Below are 14488 nucleotides of genomic sequence, written 5' to 3'. Positions count from 1 at the left end.
GAACACGAACCCGCATCGGAGCTCATCACATGGCATTCGTCCATCTGCACAACCACACTGTTTTCTCCATGCTCGACGGCGCAACCCGTATCCAGGATATGGTCAACCGTGCCGTTGAGCTTGGCATGCCCGCCGTGGCCATTACCGACCACGGCTACATGTATGGCGTGCCCGACCTGGCGCTGGCCTGCGACGCCGTCAACCACAACACGCCCGAGTACAAAACCTGGAGCCACGACAAGGCCTTCTTGGAAAAGGACCGCCGCGACGAGCTGGAGGAGCCCGATCCCGAGGCAAACCCGCGCGAGCATGCCCAGTTCGTTAAGGACATGGCCATGTGGGACGAGAAGGGCAATATCGACGAGCTCAAGCCGCCGCTGGTCATCAAGCCCATCTTTGGCTGCGAGGTCTACTTTACGCCGGACGAGACGCTCGCCCGCGACCATAAGCCCGAGCTCTACCACATGATCCTTCTGGCCAAGGACCAGGAGGGCTACGTCAACTTGATGCAGACGGTCTCCGAGGCCGCCGTGCAGGGCTTTTACTACAAGCCGCGCGTGACGCTCGACAACCTGCGCCGCCACGCCAAGGGCATGATCTGCACCAGCGCCTGCATCGCGGGCATCATTCCCAAGTACATCGACCGCGGTGACATGGAGGGCGCCATCAAGTGGGCCGAGACCTTCCGTGATACCTTCGACCCCGGCGACTTCTATATCGAGATCCAGGAACACGGCATTACCACCGACAACGGCCTGACCGACGAGCAGATGGACCGCACGCTCATCGACATCGCCAAACAGGTGGGCGTCAAGGTCATCGCCACCAACGACTTCCATTACCTGCGCCGCGAGGATGCGCCCGTGCAGGACGTCATTATGTGCATCGGCATGAACGCCAAGGTCGACGACCCCAACCGTATGCGCATGACCGGCTCGGAGTTCTACATGAAGACCGAGGAGGAGATGCGGGCGATGTTCCCGTATTGCCCCGAGGCCTGCGACAACACGCTCGAGATTGCCGACAAGTGCTACGTGGAGCTGGACTGGGACTCCATCATCCTGCCGCGCTTCCCGCTGCTCGATCCCGGCGAGACGCACGAGAGCCAGTTCCGCCGCGAGTGCGAGAAGGGCCTGCGCCAGCACTACGGCGATGACTGGGCCACGCGCGAGATCGGCGGCGTCAACATCAAAGAGCGCTTTGAGTACGAATACAAGGTTATTTGCGACAAGGGCTTTGCCGCCTACTTCTTGATCGTTGCTGAGTACGTGCAATGGGCCAAGGACAACGGTATCGGCGTCGGTCCCGGCCGTGGCTCGGCCGCCGGCGCTATCGTCGCCTACGCCATGAACATCACCGCGTTCGACCCGCTCGAGAACGGTCTGATGTTCGAGAGGTTCCTCTCCCCGCAGCGTACCGAGATGCCCGATATCGATATGGACTTCGACGATGAGCGGCGCCTCGAGGTCGTGGAGCACGTTCGCCAGCTCTACGGCCCCGAGAAGGTCACCCACGTCATCACCTACTCGACCATTAAGGCCAAGCAGGCCATCAACGACGCCGCACGCGTTCTGGACTACCCGGTCTATATGGGCCAGCGCCTGTCCAAGATGGTCTCGAGCGACCCCAAGGTCAAGCTCAAGCAGGTGCTCGAAAAGCAACCCGGCAAAGAGGATCTGTTTAACCCCGATTTTGCCGAGGCATATAAAAAGGACGACGACGCCCGACGCATCATCGACACGGCGCTCTCGATCGAGGGCCTCACCCGTGGCGAGGGCGTGCATGCGTGCGCCGTTCTGATCTGCCGCGACCCCGTCAACGAGCACGTGCCTACCAAGCTCGATACCAAGGGCGGCGTCGAGATTACCCAGTACGAGGGCCATACCGTCGCCGACATGGGTCTGCTCAAGATGGACTTCTTGGGCCTGCGTACGCTGACGGTTATCTCCAAGGCCAAGGCAAACATCAAAAAGAACTTCGGCATCGACATCAAAGAGGAAGAGATTCCCTTTGACGATCCCGAGATCTTTAAGCTCATGGGCTCCGGCCACACCGCCGGCGTCTTCCAGGTCGAGTCCGCCGGCATGACGGCCACGATCAAGAACATGAAGCCCACCGAGTACAAGCACGTCGTGGCATTGATCGCTCTGTACCGCCCGGGTCCGCTGGGCGCCGGCATGGTTTCGTCCTACATCAACCGTATGAACGGCAAGGAGCCGGCCGTCTCCTATGACGACCGTCTGGACGACATCCTGGGCGAAACCTACGGCACCATGGTCTACCAGGAGCAGGTTATGCTCATCTCCGTCGAGATGTGCGGCTTCTCCAAGGGCGAATCGGACTCGCGTATCCGTAAGCCCGTGGCTAAGAAGAAGATCAAGCTGCTCACCTCGACGGTGCTGCACTGGGAGGATGGATCGGACGAGACCACCTACGACCACTGGATGAACGGCGCCATCAAGAACAACTACACGCGCGAGGTCGCCCAGAAGATTTGGGACGATGTTCTCGAGTTCGCGTCCTACGCCTTTAACAAGTCGCACTCCGCCGGCTACGCCATTCTGGTTATGCAGACGGCGTGGCTCAAGGCGCACTATCCGCACGAGTACATGGCGGCCGTTCTGACGTCCTATACGGGCAAGACCGACAAGATCGTTCACTACGTCTCGGCGTGCCGTCACGACGGCATCCCCGTGCTGTCGCCAGATGTCAACGAGTCCGGTACCGAGTTCACGGCTACCAAGGAGGGCGTGCGCTTTGGTTTGGCCGGCATCCGCGGCGTGGGCACCGGCGTGGCGCAGGCGATTATCGCCGAGCGCGAGGCAGGCGGCCCGTTTAAGACGCTGCACGACTTTGTCGAGCGCGTGGACTCGAGCCAGGCAAACCGTCGCGTGATCGAATCACTCATCAAGGCAGGCGCCTTCGACTCCACGGGGTATCCGCGTCGCCAGATGATGCACTTTGTGGACAAGAACAACCCCGAGAACATCATCGATGCCGCTGTGAAGCGCCAGAAGGATCGCGCGAGCGGCCAGACGTCGTTTTTCGACATGTTTGGCGACGTTGAGGGCTCGGGCTTCGAGGTGAGCGTGCCCGATCCGGATGGCCAGGAGTGGGACCGCCATCTTAAGCTGAGCCAGGAGAAGGAGGTTCTGGGCATCTATGTCTCGGACCACCCGCTGCGCCCGTTTGAGTATGCACTTAGCAAAGCACGCGACTTCTCGTTCTCGCAGATCGACACCGGCTACGAGGTGCAAAACCCCACGGGCGGTACCATCAACCAGGAGATTCCCGAGGGCAAGGCGCTGTGGTGGGCCGGTATGGTCTCGAGCGTGTCCAAGCGCGTGACCAAAAACGGCGACCCCATGGGCATTGTGCAGCTCGAGGACATGGAAGGCGAGGCCACGGTCGTGGTGTTCCCCAAGACCTACAAGGAGGCCGAGGGGTATCTGTACGGCGAGGTTGATCCCGAGACCGGCGCGCAGCTGTCCGATGCGTTTGTGCGCATTAAGGGCAAGCTCGAGCGCTCGGATCGCGGCGACCAGATCATCGCGCAGGAGATCGTGCCGCTGGAGCTTAACGAGGAGAACAACAAGCCCAGGGTGTTTGAGGTCATGGTGCCCAACAGCCGCTTTAGCCAGGGCAATATGGCGCGCCTGGCCACGGTGCTCACCACCAACCCGGGCGGCGACCGCGTGGAGATCTTTATCGAGCAGGTGGACGGGCGCGTGTTGCGTGCCGAGGTGCCGGCCAAGGTTAACGCACGCTCGATTCCGCTGCTGGCCGAGGCCAAGGCCATCGTTGGCAACCAAGGCCGCGTGACGGTTATCTAAGGGTGCCTTTGCCGGGGTAGCTAATTTGGGACGGGGCTATTTTAGCTACCCTTTGACTGACGGCGAATGAGTCGGGGTCGGAATGCGTCTCAACCGACATATGGGGGTAGCTAAAATAGCCCCGTCCCAAATTAGCTACCCTGTGTGGATTGGAGGAAGCGATGGCACAGGGGACGTTTGTACAGGCGCTTCGCAAAGAGGCGGCGTTGAGCGGCACCTTTATGAAGGGGCGTTCGCTCATGCTCAACGGTGCCGTGCTGTCAATCGAGGACAGCGGCTCGCGCTTCTCCAAAAACGTGACGGTCGAGGGCTCGGTGCGCGGCTCGCGCGGCGACCTGTACAAGACGCACGTGGCGCTCGACATGGACGAGCACGAGGTTGTCGACTACGACTGCGATTGCCCGGCCGCCTTTCGCTATTCCGGCATGTGCAAACACGCTATCGCCACGGCGTTGGCGTATCTGGATGCCAGTGGCGCCGAGCCCGTCGAGGGCTTGCGCACGCCGGTTCGCACGACTACGGTACCGCCCGCACAATCCAAGCAGTCCGCCCGCCCCGCGCCCACCGCATCTGCGGTCAACCCTAACTTTCCCTTCCCGGCGCCCGTTCCCACGAGCCCGAGCCTTATGGCGGCGCTCTCCGATCTGTCGGAAGCGCGCATGGACGAGCTCGTGGTCATGCGTCGCAAGCTCGCCGGCGCCATTGATCCCGATGCTCCCAAAGCGGTACTGGAGCCCTCGTTGGTGCCGTACTACAATCCGCTGTTTGGCGAGCGCTTTAGCTGGGCGCTCGAGTTTCGCATCCGCTGCGGTTCGGTGTCCTATGTGGTTAAGGATATCGACGGCATGGCCGATGCCTATGTGCGCGGCGGCACATTTTCTTACGGCAAGAAGCTTACGTTTGTCCATGTGCCCGAGGCCTTCGATGACGTGTCGACAAAGTTGCTCGACCTTGTCACGATGACGGTTGCCTACCTGAGCGACATCACGAGTTCGCGCTCGGCGTCGTACGACTTTGCCCGCAGCGGTTTTGTCACCGAGCGTCAGTTGCCGCTATCCGAGTATTCCATCGTGTCCGTGCTGGACCTGCTGCGCGGTAGGACCATTTCCTTTGAGCCTGCCTGGTCGCGGGGGACGACGACGCATCGCTCCTACGAGGTGGCGGTCGAGCCGTCGCCGCAGGGAGAAGACGAAGCCCCGACTTGCCGCCCACCGCTCCTCGCCGCAAAGATTGCTCCGGCGGCGGGAGGTAGCTATGACCTGCGCCTGCCGGCCGATATGTATTGCTTCGCCTCGGACAACGTTGCCTACCTGGTCGACACACGCCGCGCGCGCCGTGCCGACGCGGCGTTTGCCCAACACGCGGCGTCGTTCCTGTCGCGCTTGTTGCCCTGCCGCACGCCGGCCCATGTCGCCGCCGACCAGGTGGGCGAGTTCTGCCGCATGGCGCTGCCGATCTTGCGCGACTACACCGACCTGACCGCTCCCGCCGCCCTTGATGCCGTGGCACCCGAGGCGAGCTTCCATTTTGAGATTGGCGTCGACGATGGGCTCGTGACCTGCATAATTACGGTTACCTACGGCGACTGGTCGGCAGATCTCTTTAGCCTGGGCGCTCCGGGCAGCCCCTTCGAAGAGCGCCGCCCGGGCGTTCCGCCGCGCGACGAGGTGGCGGAGTTTCGCGTTATGGACACGGCGGCCCTGTACTTCGATTTCTACGAGGGCGGCCTGGCGTTTGAGGAGCGCGATGACGAGAGCTTGTTCTGCCTGCTGACCGAGGGCCTGTCTGCCCTGTCCGAGTTGGGCGAGGTTATGCTCAGCGACCGCCTGCGCCAGATCTCGGTGCGCCCTGCACCCAAACTTTCGGTGCGCGCCACCGTTAAGAGCAACTTGCTCGACGTCGAGTTGGGCGCGAGCGGGCTTTCGGCGGCAGACCTTGCCGTCTATCTCGATTCGTACAAGCGTCATCAAACGTTTGCGCGCCTTACGTCCGGCGACATCATTCGCCTGGACGAGGGAGCCCGAGCCGCGTATGGCCTCGCCGAGGACCTGGGTGTCGATGCTGTCGACCTGCTCGACGGTGTGTCGCTTCCCGCGTCGAGTACCCTGTTTGTCGATAGCATGCTTGCGCACACGCCGGCGCTCGAGGCCGATCGCGACGCCGCGTTCCGTCGTACCGTCGAGCGCCTGGACACGCTCGGCAAGATGGACTTTACGGTGCCCGCCTCGCTCAAGGCCACGCTGCGCGGCTATCAGGTCGACGGCTATCAGTGGCTCGGCTCGCTCGAACACCTGGGCCTCGGCGGCATCTTGGCCGACGACATGGGCCTGGGCAAAACGCTCCAGATGATCGCGCATATCCTGGCGCGCGTGGAGGCGGGGGACACCAAGCCCACGCTCGTGGTATGCCCGGCCTCACTCGTGTACAACTGGACTGCCGAGCTGGAGCGCTTTGCGCCCTCGCTCGATGTGTGCGCCATCGTGGGCGCCAAGGCGCAGCGCCGCGTGCAGATTGCCGGCGTGGCAGAGCATAACGTGGTCGTGACGTCGTATGACCTTATGCGCCGCGATATCGACGAGTACGCCGGGCAGGATTTTGCCCGCGTGGTGCTCGACGAGGCCCAGTACATTAAAAACCCGCTCACCCAGGTGGCACGCGCCGCAAAGCGCCTGCCGGCCGGCGTGCGCTTTGCCCTGACGGGCACGCCCATCGAAAATCGCCTATCCGAGCTCTGGAGCATCTTCGACTTTTTGATGCCGGGCCTGCTGGGCACGCGCGAGTCGTTTGCCAAGCGCTTTGAGAGTCCCGTCGAGCATGCCGAGGGCGACAGCGCCGCCCGCCTGCAGGCGCTCGTATCGCCGTTTGTGCTGCGTCGCGTAAAGGAAGACGTGGTGGCCGACCTGCCCGAGAAGATCGAGGATACGGTCATGGCGCAGCTCACCGGCGAGCAGCGCAAGCTCTACCTGGCCAACCAGGACCGCATCGCCCAGCAGGTGCAGCATCGCGAAGCATCCGAGTTTAAGAAAGACAAGCTCAAGGTGCTCGCCGAGCTTACCAAGCTGCGCCAGATCTGCTGCGACCCGCGTCTACACTACGAGGATTACAAGGCGGGGAGCGCCAAACTCGATACGTGCATGGAGCTCGTGTACGGCGCCCTCGACGGCGGGCATCGCATCCTGTTGTTCAGCCAGTTTACGGGCATGCTCGATATCATCGGTAAGCGCTTGGCCAAGGAGGACATCGCTTTCCTTAAGCTCACGGGCGCTTCGTCTAAGGAGAGCCGCGCCAAGATGGTCGCACAGTTCCAAGCGGGCGAGGTTCCGGTCTTTTTGATTTCGCTCAAGGCGGGCGGCGTGGGCCTTAACCTGACGGCGGCCGACGTGGTCATTCACTACGACCCGTGGTGGAACGTGGCCGCACAGGATCAGGCGACCGACCGCGCGCATCGTATTGGCCAGCAACACACCGTGACCGTGTACAAGCTCATCGCCAAGGACACGATCGAGGAACGCATTATGCAGATGCAGGAGTCCAAGCGCGATCTGGTCAACAGCGTGCTCGGCGGCGACGGCATCTCGTCGGCGCTGTTTACCCGCGAAGATGTTCTGACACTGCTCGGCGGCGACGGGCGCTAGCTGCGCGCGGGGTGGGACTGCTGGAGTGGGCAGGACGGTCGACGCATTTTGGCCCGACCGCTTGCCTGATCCGTTATGTGTTCATTTGCTATGCCGTGGATGGTTTGTCTGCATTTGGGCATAAGAACCATCAGGAATATTGGCACATCAGCAAAGGAGAACATCATGGCAAAATTCTTTAAGGACCCCGACGGTAAGCTCATCGCCGCTCTCGGCAACGACGTTGCAACCCCTGCCGGCTGCACGGAGCTGACCGCGAACACCGAGGACGCGGCGCACGAGAAGCACGTGCCCGTCGTCGAGACCGAGCGTGACGGTCACGTGATTCGCGCACGCGTTGGCTCGACGGAGCACCCCATGCTGCCCGAGCACTACATCGAGTGGATTGCCCTTGAAGCCGAAGGCCGCCTGGAGGTCCATTACCTTGAGCCCGGCATGAAGCCCGCGACGTTTTTTGCCGGCGGCTCCAAGACCGGTACCGTCTATGCCTATTGCAACCTGCATGGGCTGTGGTCCGCGACGTTCTAGGAGCGCGCCCCCGCTCGGGGTATCATAGCTAGCATATGCACATGCGAGCGCCGACTGCATCATGCGGCCGGCGCTTTTACTACGACAACGATGGTTTACGACGGAAAGGGCTGAGCCATGAAGCTCGCACTTGCACAGATCGATATGCGCCTGGGTGATATTGAGGGCATTTGCGGTCGCATCGAGGACCAGGCGCGCCTGGCTCATGAGCGCGGCGCGCGCGTGCTGTGCGTGCCAGCTCCGCTCTTTATGGGAGCCCTGCCCGGCGGCCTGGTGGGCGCTGCCGACTTTGAGCACGACGTGCTGACGGGTCTGACCGGTGTTGCCGGGCGTATCCAAGAGCTCGATATGATCTGCATCGTGCCCGCGGCGGTTTCGTTTGAGGGCCAGCCGCTGCTCGACTACATGATGCTTAAGGACGGTCATGTGGTGCCGGCGCGTTCGAGCATTGCCCTGCAGCGTGGCGAGAACAACGATACACGTTGGGCGCCGCCGGTGTTCGACGTGGACGGCGTGCGCATCGCCGTGATTTTTGACTTGGACCGCGAACTCGAGATGCTGCCGACTGGCGTCGACCTCATTGCGTATTTCCAATTCAACGCGTTTGACATGACCGACCGCGAGACTGCTGCCATTGCCGCCGTTCGCAGCGGCGCCTACCGCAAGATCGCATCCAAGCGCAGCGTGTGGTTTGCCTGCATGGCGCCGGTCGGTGCCTATGACGAGTCGGTGTATACCGGCGGTTCGTTTGTGCTCGACGACTGCGGTCGCGTGGTGGCCCAGGCGCCGTGTTTTGAGGAGAGCCTGCTGGTTCAGGAGATTCAGCGCGGCGTGATGCTCGATGCCCTGGAAGATCACGAACTGCCCGAGTTCCGTTCCGAGGAGTGGCTGTGGCAGGCGCTGGTGCTCGCCGTGCGCGACAACGCCCGAGCCCACGGTGCGTCGCGTGCTGTGCTGGCACTCGAGGGTGACTTGCCGTCGTCCCTGCTGGCGGCGCTGGCCGTCGACGCTCTGGGCCCGCGTAATGTGATTGGCCTGGTGCTGGGGCGCAACCGTATTTTTACGCCGGCGCAGGAGGAGGTGGAGGCTGCCCGCTGTGCCGCCGTCCGCGCCATCGCCGAGCGTCTGCACATTCGCACTGTCGAGCGCGATGCGCCGGATGCGGCGCGTGTGCTCGATCGCGACGTGTCGGCGGGCGATGCCGAGCGTCTGCGCTCGCGCACGCTGGGCCTCATGCTGGAGGACACGGCGCTCGAGCTGGGTGCGATGGCGCTGAGCCCGCTTTCCAAGACCGAGTACGCGCTGGCGGCGCCGGCGCTTTGCGGCGGCTATCAGGGCGATTACGCGCCTTTTGGCGATGTGTACCTGTCGACGCTTGAGTTTGTGACGCGTGTGCGCAACCGCACGTCTGCCGTGGTGCCCCAAGAGCTCGTGACGCTCAACGCGGTGGAAGATTGTATGGAGCGAGTGCTGGCGCAGGCGCTCTCGACGCTTGACGGTCCGGTCGATATGCTCGACCGCGCGGCACAGCTGCTCGGCGGGCTTGAGCCGGGTGAGGTCGATGGCGCGCTCGAGGCGCACGTGGACCGCAATCGATCTTTCGACGATATCCCGATGGCCGCTGGCAAGCCTGAGGCCTGCTCGCTGCTGCTGATGCTCGTTCGACAGGGTGAGGCTGCCCGCCGCATGTTGCCGACGGCACCGATCGTCTCGTCCCGCTCGTTTGCCGAGCGCTCTTGGCCGTACATGCTCGCGTGGTCCGACCTGGGGCTTAACGGCAAGGAGCGTATGACGGTTGATTCGCTGGCACGCGCCGAGGTGCGCCGTTTTGCTGACGAGGATACGAGTGAGCGTATGCGCGGCGAGATGATGGGCATACTGGGCGAGCTACTGGGTATTTCGCCCGAGCAGATGGAGGAGCTGCGCTCTGAGGACGGTCAGCGTCGTTTGCACGAGGGAATGAAGAAGTTCGAGGGCGAGGTTCAGGACGCCATCGATAAGATGATGGGCGGTCAGGGCGGCTCGCAAGGTGGTCCCCAGGGTGGCCCGATGCCGCATCCGCCGGTTGATCCCCGACAGTTCCCATTCTTCTCGCAGAACTAAACTGGGGATGGGGCCAAGGTTACGCGGTTTTGCCAAACCGCGTAACGAGTCGACGCTGCGCGAGCCCCTGCCGGGTAATCTGCCGCTCAAACCGTCGCTTGCGTACAGAAGTACGCGGCGCTCCTCTTTCGCGACACCTTGCCACGGCAGGGACTCGCTCGCTGACTTATGCTCAACCTATGGTTCAACCTTGCTTGCTAGATGCGGCCGTTGTTGTGTTATTCTAGAACAGACGTTCGTGAATGATGCGCGAGGCCTTGCCTTGCGCCGTGCTTTTGGCGAGGGGAGGCTGGCTTGGTTATCTTGGGTATCGACCCCGGTTTGGCCCATACGGGTTGGGGGATTATCGAGGAGCGGCGTGGCGAGGTTCGCTGTCGTGCCTATGGCTGCATCGAGACCAGTGCCGGAAGTCCGCTCGCGGTGCGCCTGTCGCATATCGCCCGCGACCTCAAGGGCGTCGTCGAACGCTACCGTCCCGATACCGCTGCTATCGAGAGCATCTACTTTGGCGCTAACGTCCGCTCGGCCATCCCCACGGCGCATGCCCGCGGTGCTGCGCTCGTGGCGCTTTCGGAGTGCGCGCTCGAGATTGGCGAGTACACGCCCATGCAGATCAAACAGGCTGTGGTGGGCACCGGCGCCGCGGACAAGCGGCAGGTCGCCTACATGGTACGCACGCTCACGCAGCTCGACCACGACCCGCATCCCGACCATGCCGCCGATGCCCTGGCCTGCGCCATCTGCCATGTAAACCTCAGCCGCACCCGGGCGCTTACCGGTGGCGAGTTCTATCAACAGAGAGGAACCGGATACTGATGATTTCCCAGCTCCACGGAACGCTTGTCGAAGCCACGATGAGCTCTGCTGTCGTCGATGTGTCGGGCGTTGGCTTTGAGCTCGGCATCTCGGGCAGCACTGCGGCCACGTTGCCGACGTCCGGCGGCGAGGTCCGCCTCTACACGCGTATGCAGGTGCGCGAGGACGCCATGACACTTTTCGGTTTTTCCTCCAAGGACGAGCGCACGATGTTTGACAGGCTCGTGTCCGTCTCGGGCGTCGGTCCGCGCCTGGCGCTTGCCGTGCTTTCCACCTATACGGTGGGACAGCTGTATTCGCTGGTGATGGCCGAGGACGACAAGGGCATGGCCAAGGTACCCGGTGTGGGCAAAAAGACAGCTCAGCGCCTGATCCTGGAACTCAAGAGCACCTTTGCCAAGGACAAGGGCTTTGTGCCGGTCGACGTGATTCCCGGCCAGGTCGCAATGCCGGTGCCCGCCGCCGCTTCTTCGGCAATCGATGACGCTCGCGCGGCGCTTCTCTCCATGGGCTTTAGCCCGCAGGAGACCGAGGTCGCCTTGAGCGGGTATGATGGGCAGGATATGCGTGTCGAGGATCTGCTCGGCGCGGCGCTTAAGCGACTCGGAATGGATGCGTGATGTGGGAAGCCGATGACTCTCAGGACCTGTGGGCGACGCCCGGCAACTCGCCGGCGGCATCCATGGCACACGGTGAGCGCATGGTGGGCTCGGAGCTGACGCCCGAAGACCTCGATGTCGACCGTACCCTGCGTCCCCAGCGCCTGGACGATTACTGCGGCCAGGAGCACATCAAGCAGAGCCTGCGCGTGCTGATTGAGGCCGCGCAGAGCCGTGGCGAGACGCTCGACCACGTGATTTTCTCGGGTCCTCCGGGCCTGGGCAAGACCACGCTGGCCACCGTTATCGCCAACGAGCTGGGCGCTCAGATCAAGACCACGAGTGGCCCTGCCATCGCGCGCACGGGCGACCTGGCGGCCATCCTGACTAACTTGCAGCCGGGTGATGTGCTGTTTATCGACGAGATCCACCGCCTCAACCGTTCGGTCGAGGAAGTTCTGTATCCCGCGATGGAGGACTTTGCGCTCGATATCGTGATCGGCAAGGGTCCGGCTGCGCGCTCGATTCGCTTGGATATTCCCAAGTTTACGCTGGTAGCGGCAACGACCCGTTCGGGCATGTTGACCGGCCCGTTGCGCGACCGCTTTGGCATTTCATATCGCCTGGACTACTACACGGTCGAGGAGCTCGCCCAGATTGTGACGCGCTCGGCGACTATCCTGGGCGTGACGATCGACCATCCCAGTGCGCTCGAGATCGGCTCGCGTTCGCGCGGCACGCCACGCCTTGCCAATCGCCTGCTCAAGCGCGTGCGCGATTACGCGCAGGTGCGCGGCAGCGGCCCCATCGAGCTCGATATCTGCCGTCAGGCGCTCGAGTTTTTCGAGATCGACGAGCTTGGCTTGGACTGGATGGATATTCGTATCTTGGAGACGCTTGCCAAGACGTTTTCCGGTCGTGCCGTGGGACTTACGGCCCTTGCCAGCGCGGTGGGCGAGGACCCGGGAACGCTTGAGGATGTCTATGAGCCATATCTGCTGCAGTGCGGCTTGATGATTCGTACGCCGCAGGGCCGTCAGGCAACCCTTCGCACCTTTGAGCATTTGGGAATTGAGCCGACCGTTTAGGATGGGTTTGTAGGCTATCGCTGGGCATTGGGTAAACATATCGCCGTTCGTCGGTTACGGGTGTTTTACTATTGCGCGCCCGTGCTATGCTGGATTGGTCTTTTTCTCATCCGGTAACGAAAGGACCGCCCATGCCTACTGACATCGAAATCGCACGTTCTGTTACGCCGCTGCCTATTACCGAGGTGGCCAAGAACGCCGGCGTCGACGTTAAGCATCTGATTCCGTACGGCTTTGACAAGGCAAAGGTCGATTATTCCCTGCTCAACGAGCCGACCGATCACCAGGCCAAGCTTGTCCTCGTGACCGCCATCAACCCCACGCCTGCGGGCGAGGGTAAGACCACCACGACCATCGGCCTGGCCGATGGCCTGCGCCGTCGCGGCGTCAAGAGCGCTGTGGCCCTGCGTGAGCCTTCGCTCGGTCCCGTGTTTGGCGTGAAGGGCGGTGCCGCCGGTGGCGGTTGGGCCCAGGTCATCCCCATGGAGGACATCAACCTGCACTTTACCGGCGACTTCCATGCCATCGGTGCCGCCAATAACCTGCTGGCAGCCATGCTCGACAACCATATTCAGCAGGGCAACCAGCTCGGCATCGACGTTAAGCGCATCACTTGGAAGCGCGTTGTCGACATGAACGACCGTCAGCTGCGCCACGTCATCGACGGCATTGGCGGTAAGGCCCAGGGCGTGCCGCGCGAGGACGGCTTCGATATCACCGTCGCCTCCGAGGTCATGGCGATCCTGTGCCTGTCCACGAGCATCAACGATCTTAAGGAGCGCCTGGGCGAGATCGTTGTCGGCTACAGCTTTGCCGGCGAGCCCGTCCGTGCCCGCGACCTTAAGGCCCAGGGTGCCATGGCCGCGTTGCTTAAGGACGCGCTCAAGCCCAATCTGGTGCAAACGCTCGAGGGCACGCCCGCGTTTGTCCACGGCGGTCCCTTCGCCAACATCGCCCACGGCTGCAACTCCATCATGGCCACGCGCATGGCTATGCGCTTTGGCGATGTCGCCATTACCGAGGCCGGCTTTGGTGCCGACCTGGGTGCCGAGAAATTCCTGGACATCAAGTGCCGCATGACGGGCGTTCGTCCCAACGCTGTCGTGATCGTCGCGACCGCTCGCGCCCTTAAGTACAACGGCGGTGTTGCCAAGGCCGATCTCAACGAGGAGAACCTCGAGGCCCTCAAGGCCGGCATGCCCAACCTGCTGCGCCACGTCGACAACATCCAGAACGTCTACGGTCTGCCCTGCGTGGTCGCTATCAACCGCTTCCCGACGGACACCGAGGCCGAGCTTGCGCTCATCGAGTCCGAGTGTCAGAAGCTCGGCGTCAACGTTAAGCTTTCCGAGGTCTGGGCCAAGGGCGGCGAGGGCGCGCTCGACCTGGCCGATGAGGTCATGCGCCTGATTGAGCAGCCGAGTGAGCTCAAGTTTGCCTACGAGGACGGTGCCGATGTGGCCGACGCCCTCGAGGCTGTCGCCACTAAGGTCTACCGCGCCGATGGCGTCGACTTTACGCCGGCTGCCAAGCGCCAGCTCGCCGAGCTGCGCGAGAACGGCTTTGGCAACCTGCCGGTGTGCGTTGCCAAGACCCAGTACAGCTTTAGCGACAACGCCAAGGCGCTGGGCGCTCCTGAGGGCTTTCGCATCACGGTGCGCGAGCTCAAGGTTTCCGCCGGTGCCCACTTTGTGGTCGCGCTGACCGGCAGCGTTCTGACCATGCCGGGCCTGCCCAAGGTTCCCGCGGCCGAGAACATCGACGTCGACAACGACGGCAACATCACCGGCCTGTTCTAAGCCTGCTGCTCATAGCCGCTTGCCCGCCCCGCCGCGCCTACCAAGGCCCGGCGGGGCTTTTGTTTCTGGACGCGCTTGTCTTGTAGA

8 protein-coding genes are annotated in these 14488 nt (G+C 62.7%); all 8 read left to right on the top strand.

The genetic code is table 11. The features are described 5' to 3' along the window. Positions 1-29: 29 nt before the first annotated feature. Positions 30-3833: a DNA polymerase III subunit alpha gene (gene dnaE, locus DXB98_RS02360; protein WP_117743017.1), complete on the top strand. Its 3804-nt coding sequence runs from the start codon at positions 30-32 to the stop codon at positions 3831-3833. A 161-nt stretch (positions 3834-3994) separates the two neighbouring features. After that, positions 3995-7468 carry an SNF2-related protein gene (locus DXB98_RS02355; protein WP_117743016.1) on the top strand — a complete coding sequence of 1158 codons (3474 nt, stop codon included), beginning with the start codon at positions 3995-3997 and terminating at the stop codon, positions 7466-7468. 165 nt (positions 7469-7633) lie between these two features. Then, positions 7634-7996, top strand: a complete 363-nt coding sequence (locus tag DXB98_RS02350; RefSeq protein WP_117734444.1) for a desulfoferrodoxin family protein — start codon at positions 7634-7636, stop codon at positions 7994-7996. Between the two features lie 117 nt (positions 7997-8113). Continuing rightward, positions 8114-10099 (top strand): hypothetical protein, encoded by a 1986-nt coding sequence (locus DXB98_RS02345; protein WP_117734445.1) that lies wholly within the window; start codon positions 8114-8116, stop codon positions 10097-10099. Between the two features lie 294 nt (positions 10100-10393). Further along, positions 10394-10915 carry a crossover junction endodeoxyribonuclease RuvC gene (gene ruvC / locus DXB98_RS02340; RefSeq protein WP_035137351.1) on the top strand — a complete coding sequence of 174 codons (522 nt, stop codon included), beginning with the start codon at positions 10394-10396 and terminating at the stop codon, positions 10913-10915. Beyond that, positions 10915-11535, top strand: coding sequence for a Holliday junction branch migration protein RuvA (ruvA, locus tag DXB98_RS02335; protein WP_117743015.1), 621 nt, complete (start codon positions 10915-10917; stop codon positions 11533-11535). Before ruvC ends, ruvA begins: the two co-directional genes overlap by 1 nt. Continuing rightward, positions 11535-12602, top strand: a complete 1068-nt coding sequence (gene ruvB, locus DXB98_RS02330) for a Holliday junction branch migration DNA helicase RuvB (RefSeq protein ID WP_117743014.1) — start codon at positions 11535-11537, stop codon at positions 12600-12602. The genes ruvA and ruvB overlap by 1 nt, the downstream gene beginning before the upstream one ends. A gap of 131 nt (positions 12603-12733) precedes the next feature. Then, positions 12734-14401, top strand: a complete 1668-nt coding sequence (locus DXB98_RS02325; RefSeq protein ID WP_117735945.1) for a formate--tetrahydrofolate ligase — start codon at positions 12734-12736, stop codon at positions 14399-14401. Positions 14402-14488 lie beyond the last annotated feature (87 nt).

Origin of the sequence: Collinsella sp. OM07-12 (assembly GCF_003438275.1) — a bacterium.
GTDB lineage: Bacteria > Actinomycetota > Coriobacteriia > Coriobacteriales > Coriobacteriaceae > Collinsella.
Note: the sequence above shows the minus strand (reverse complement) of the source record. Positions and strands in the feature narration are given on the sequence as shown.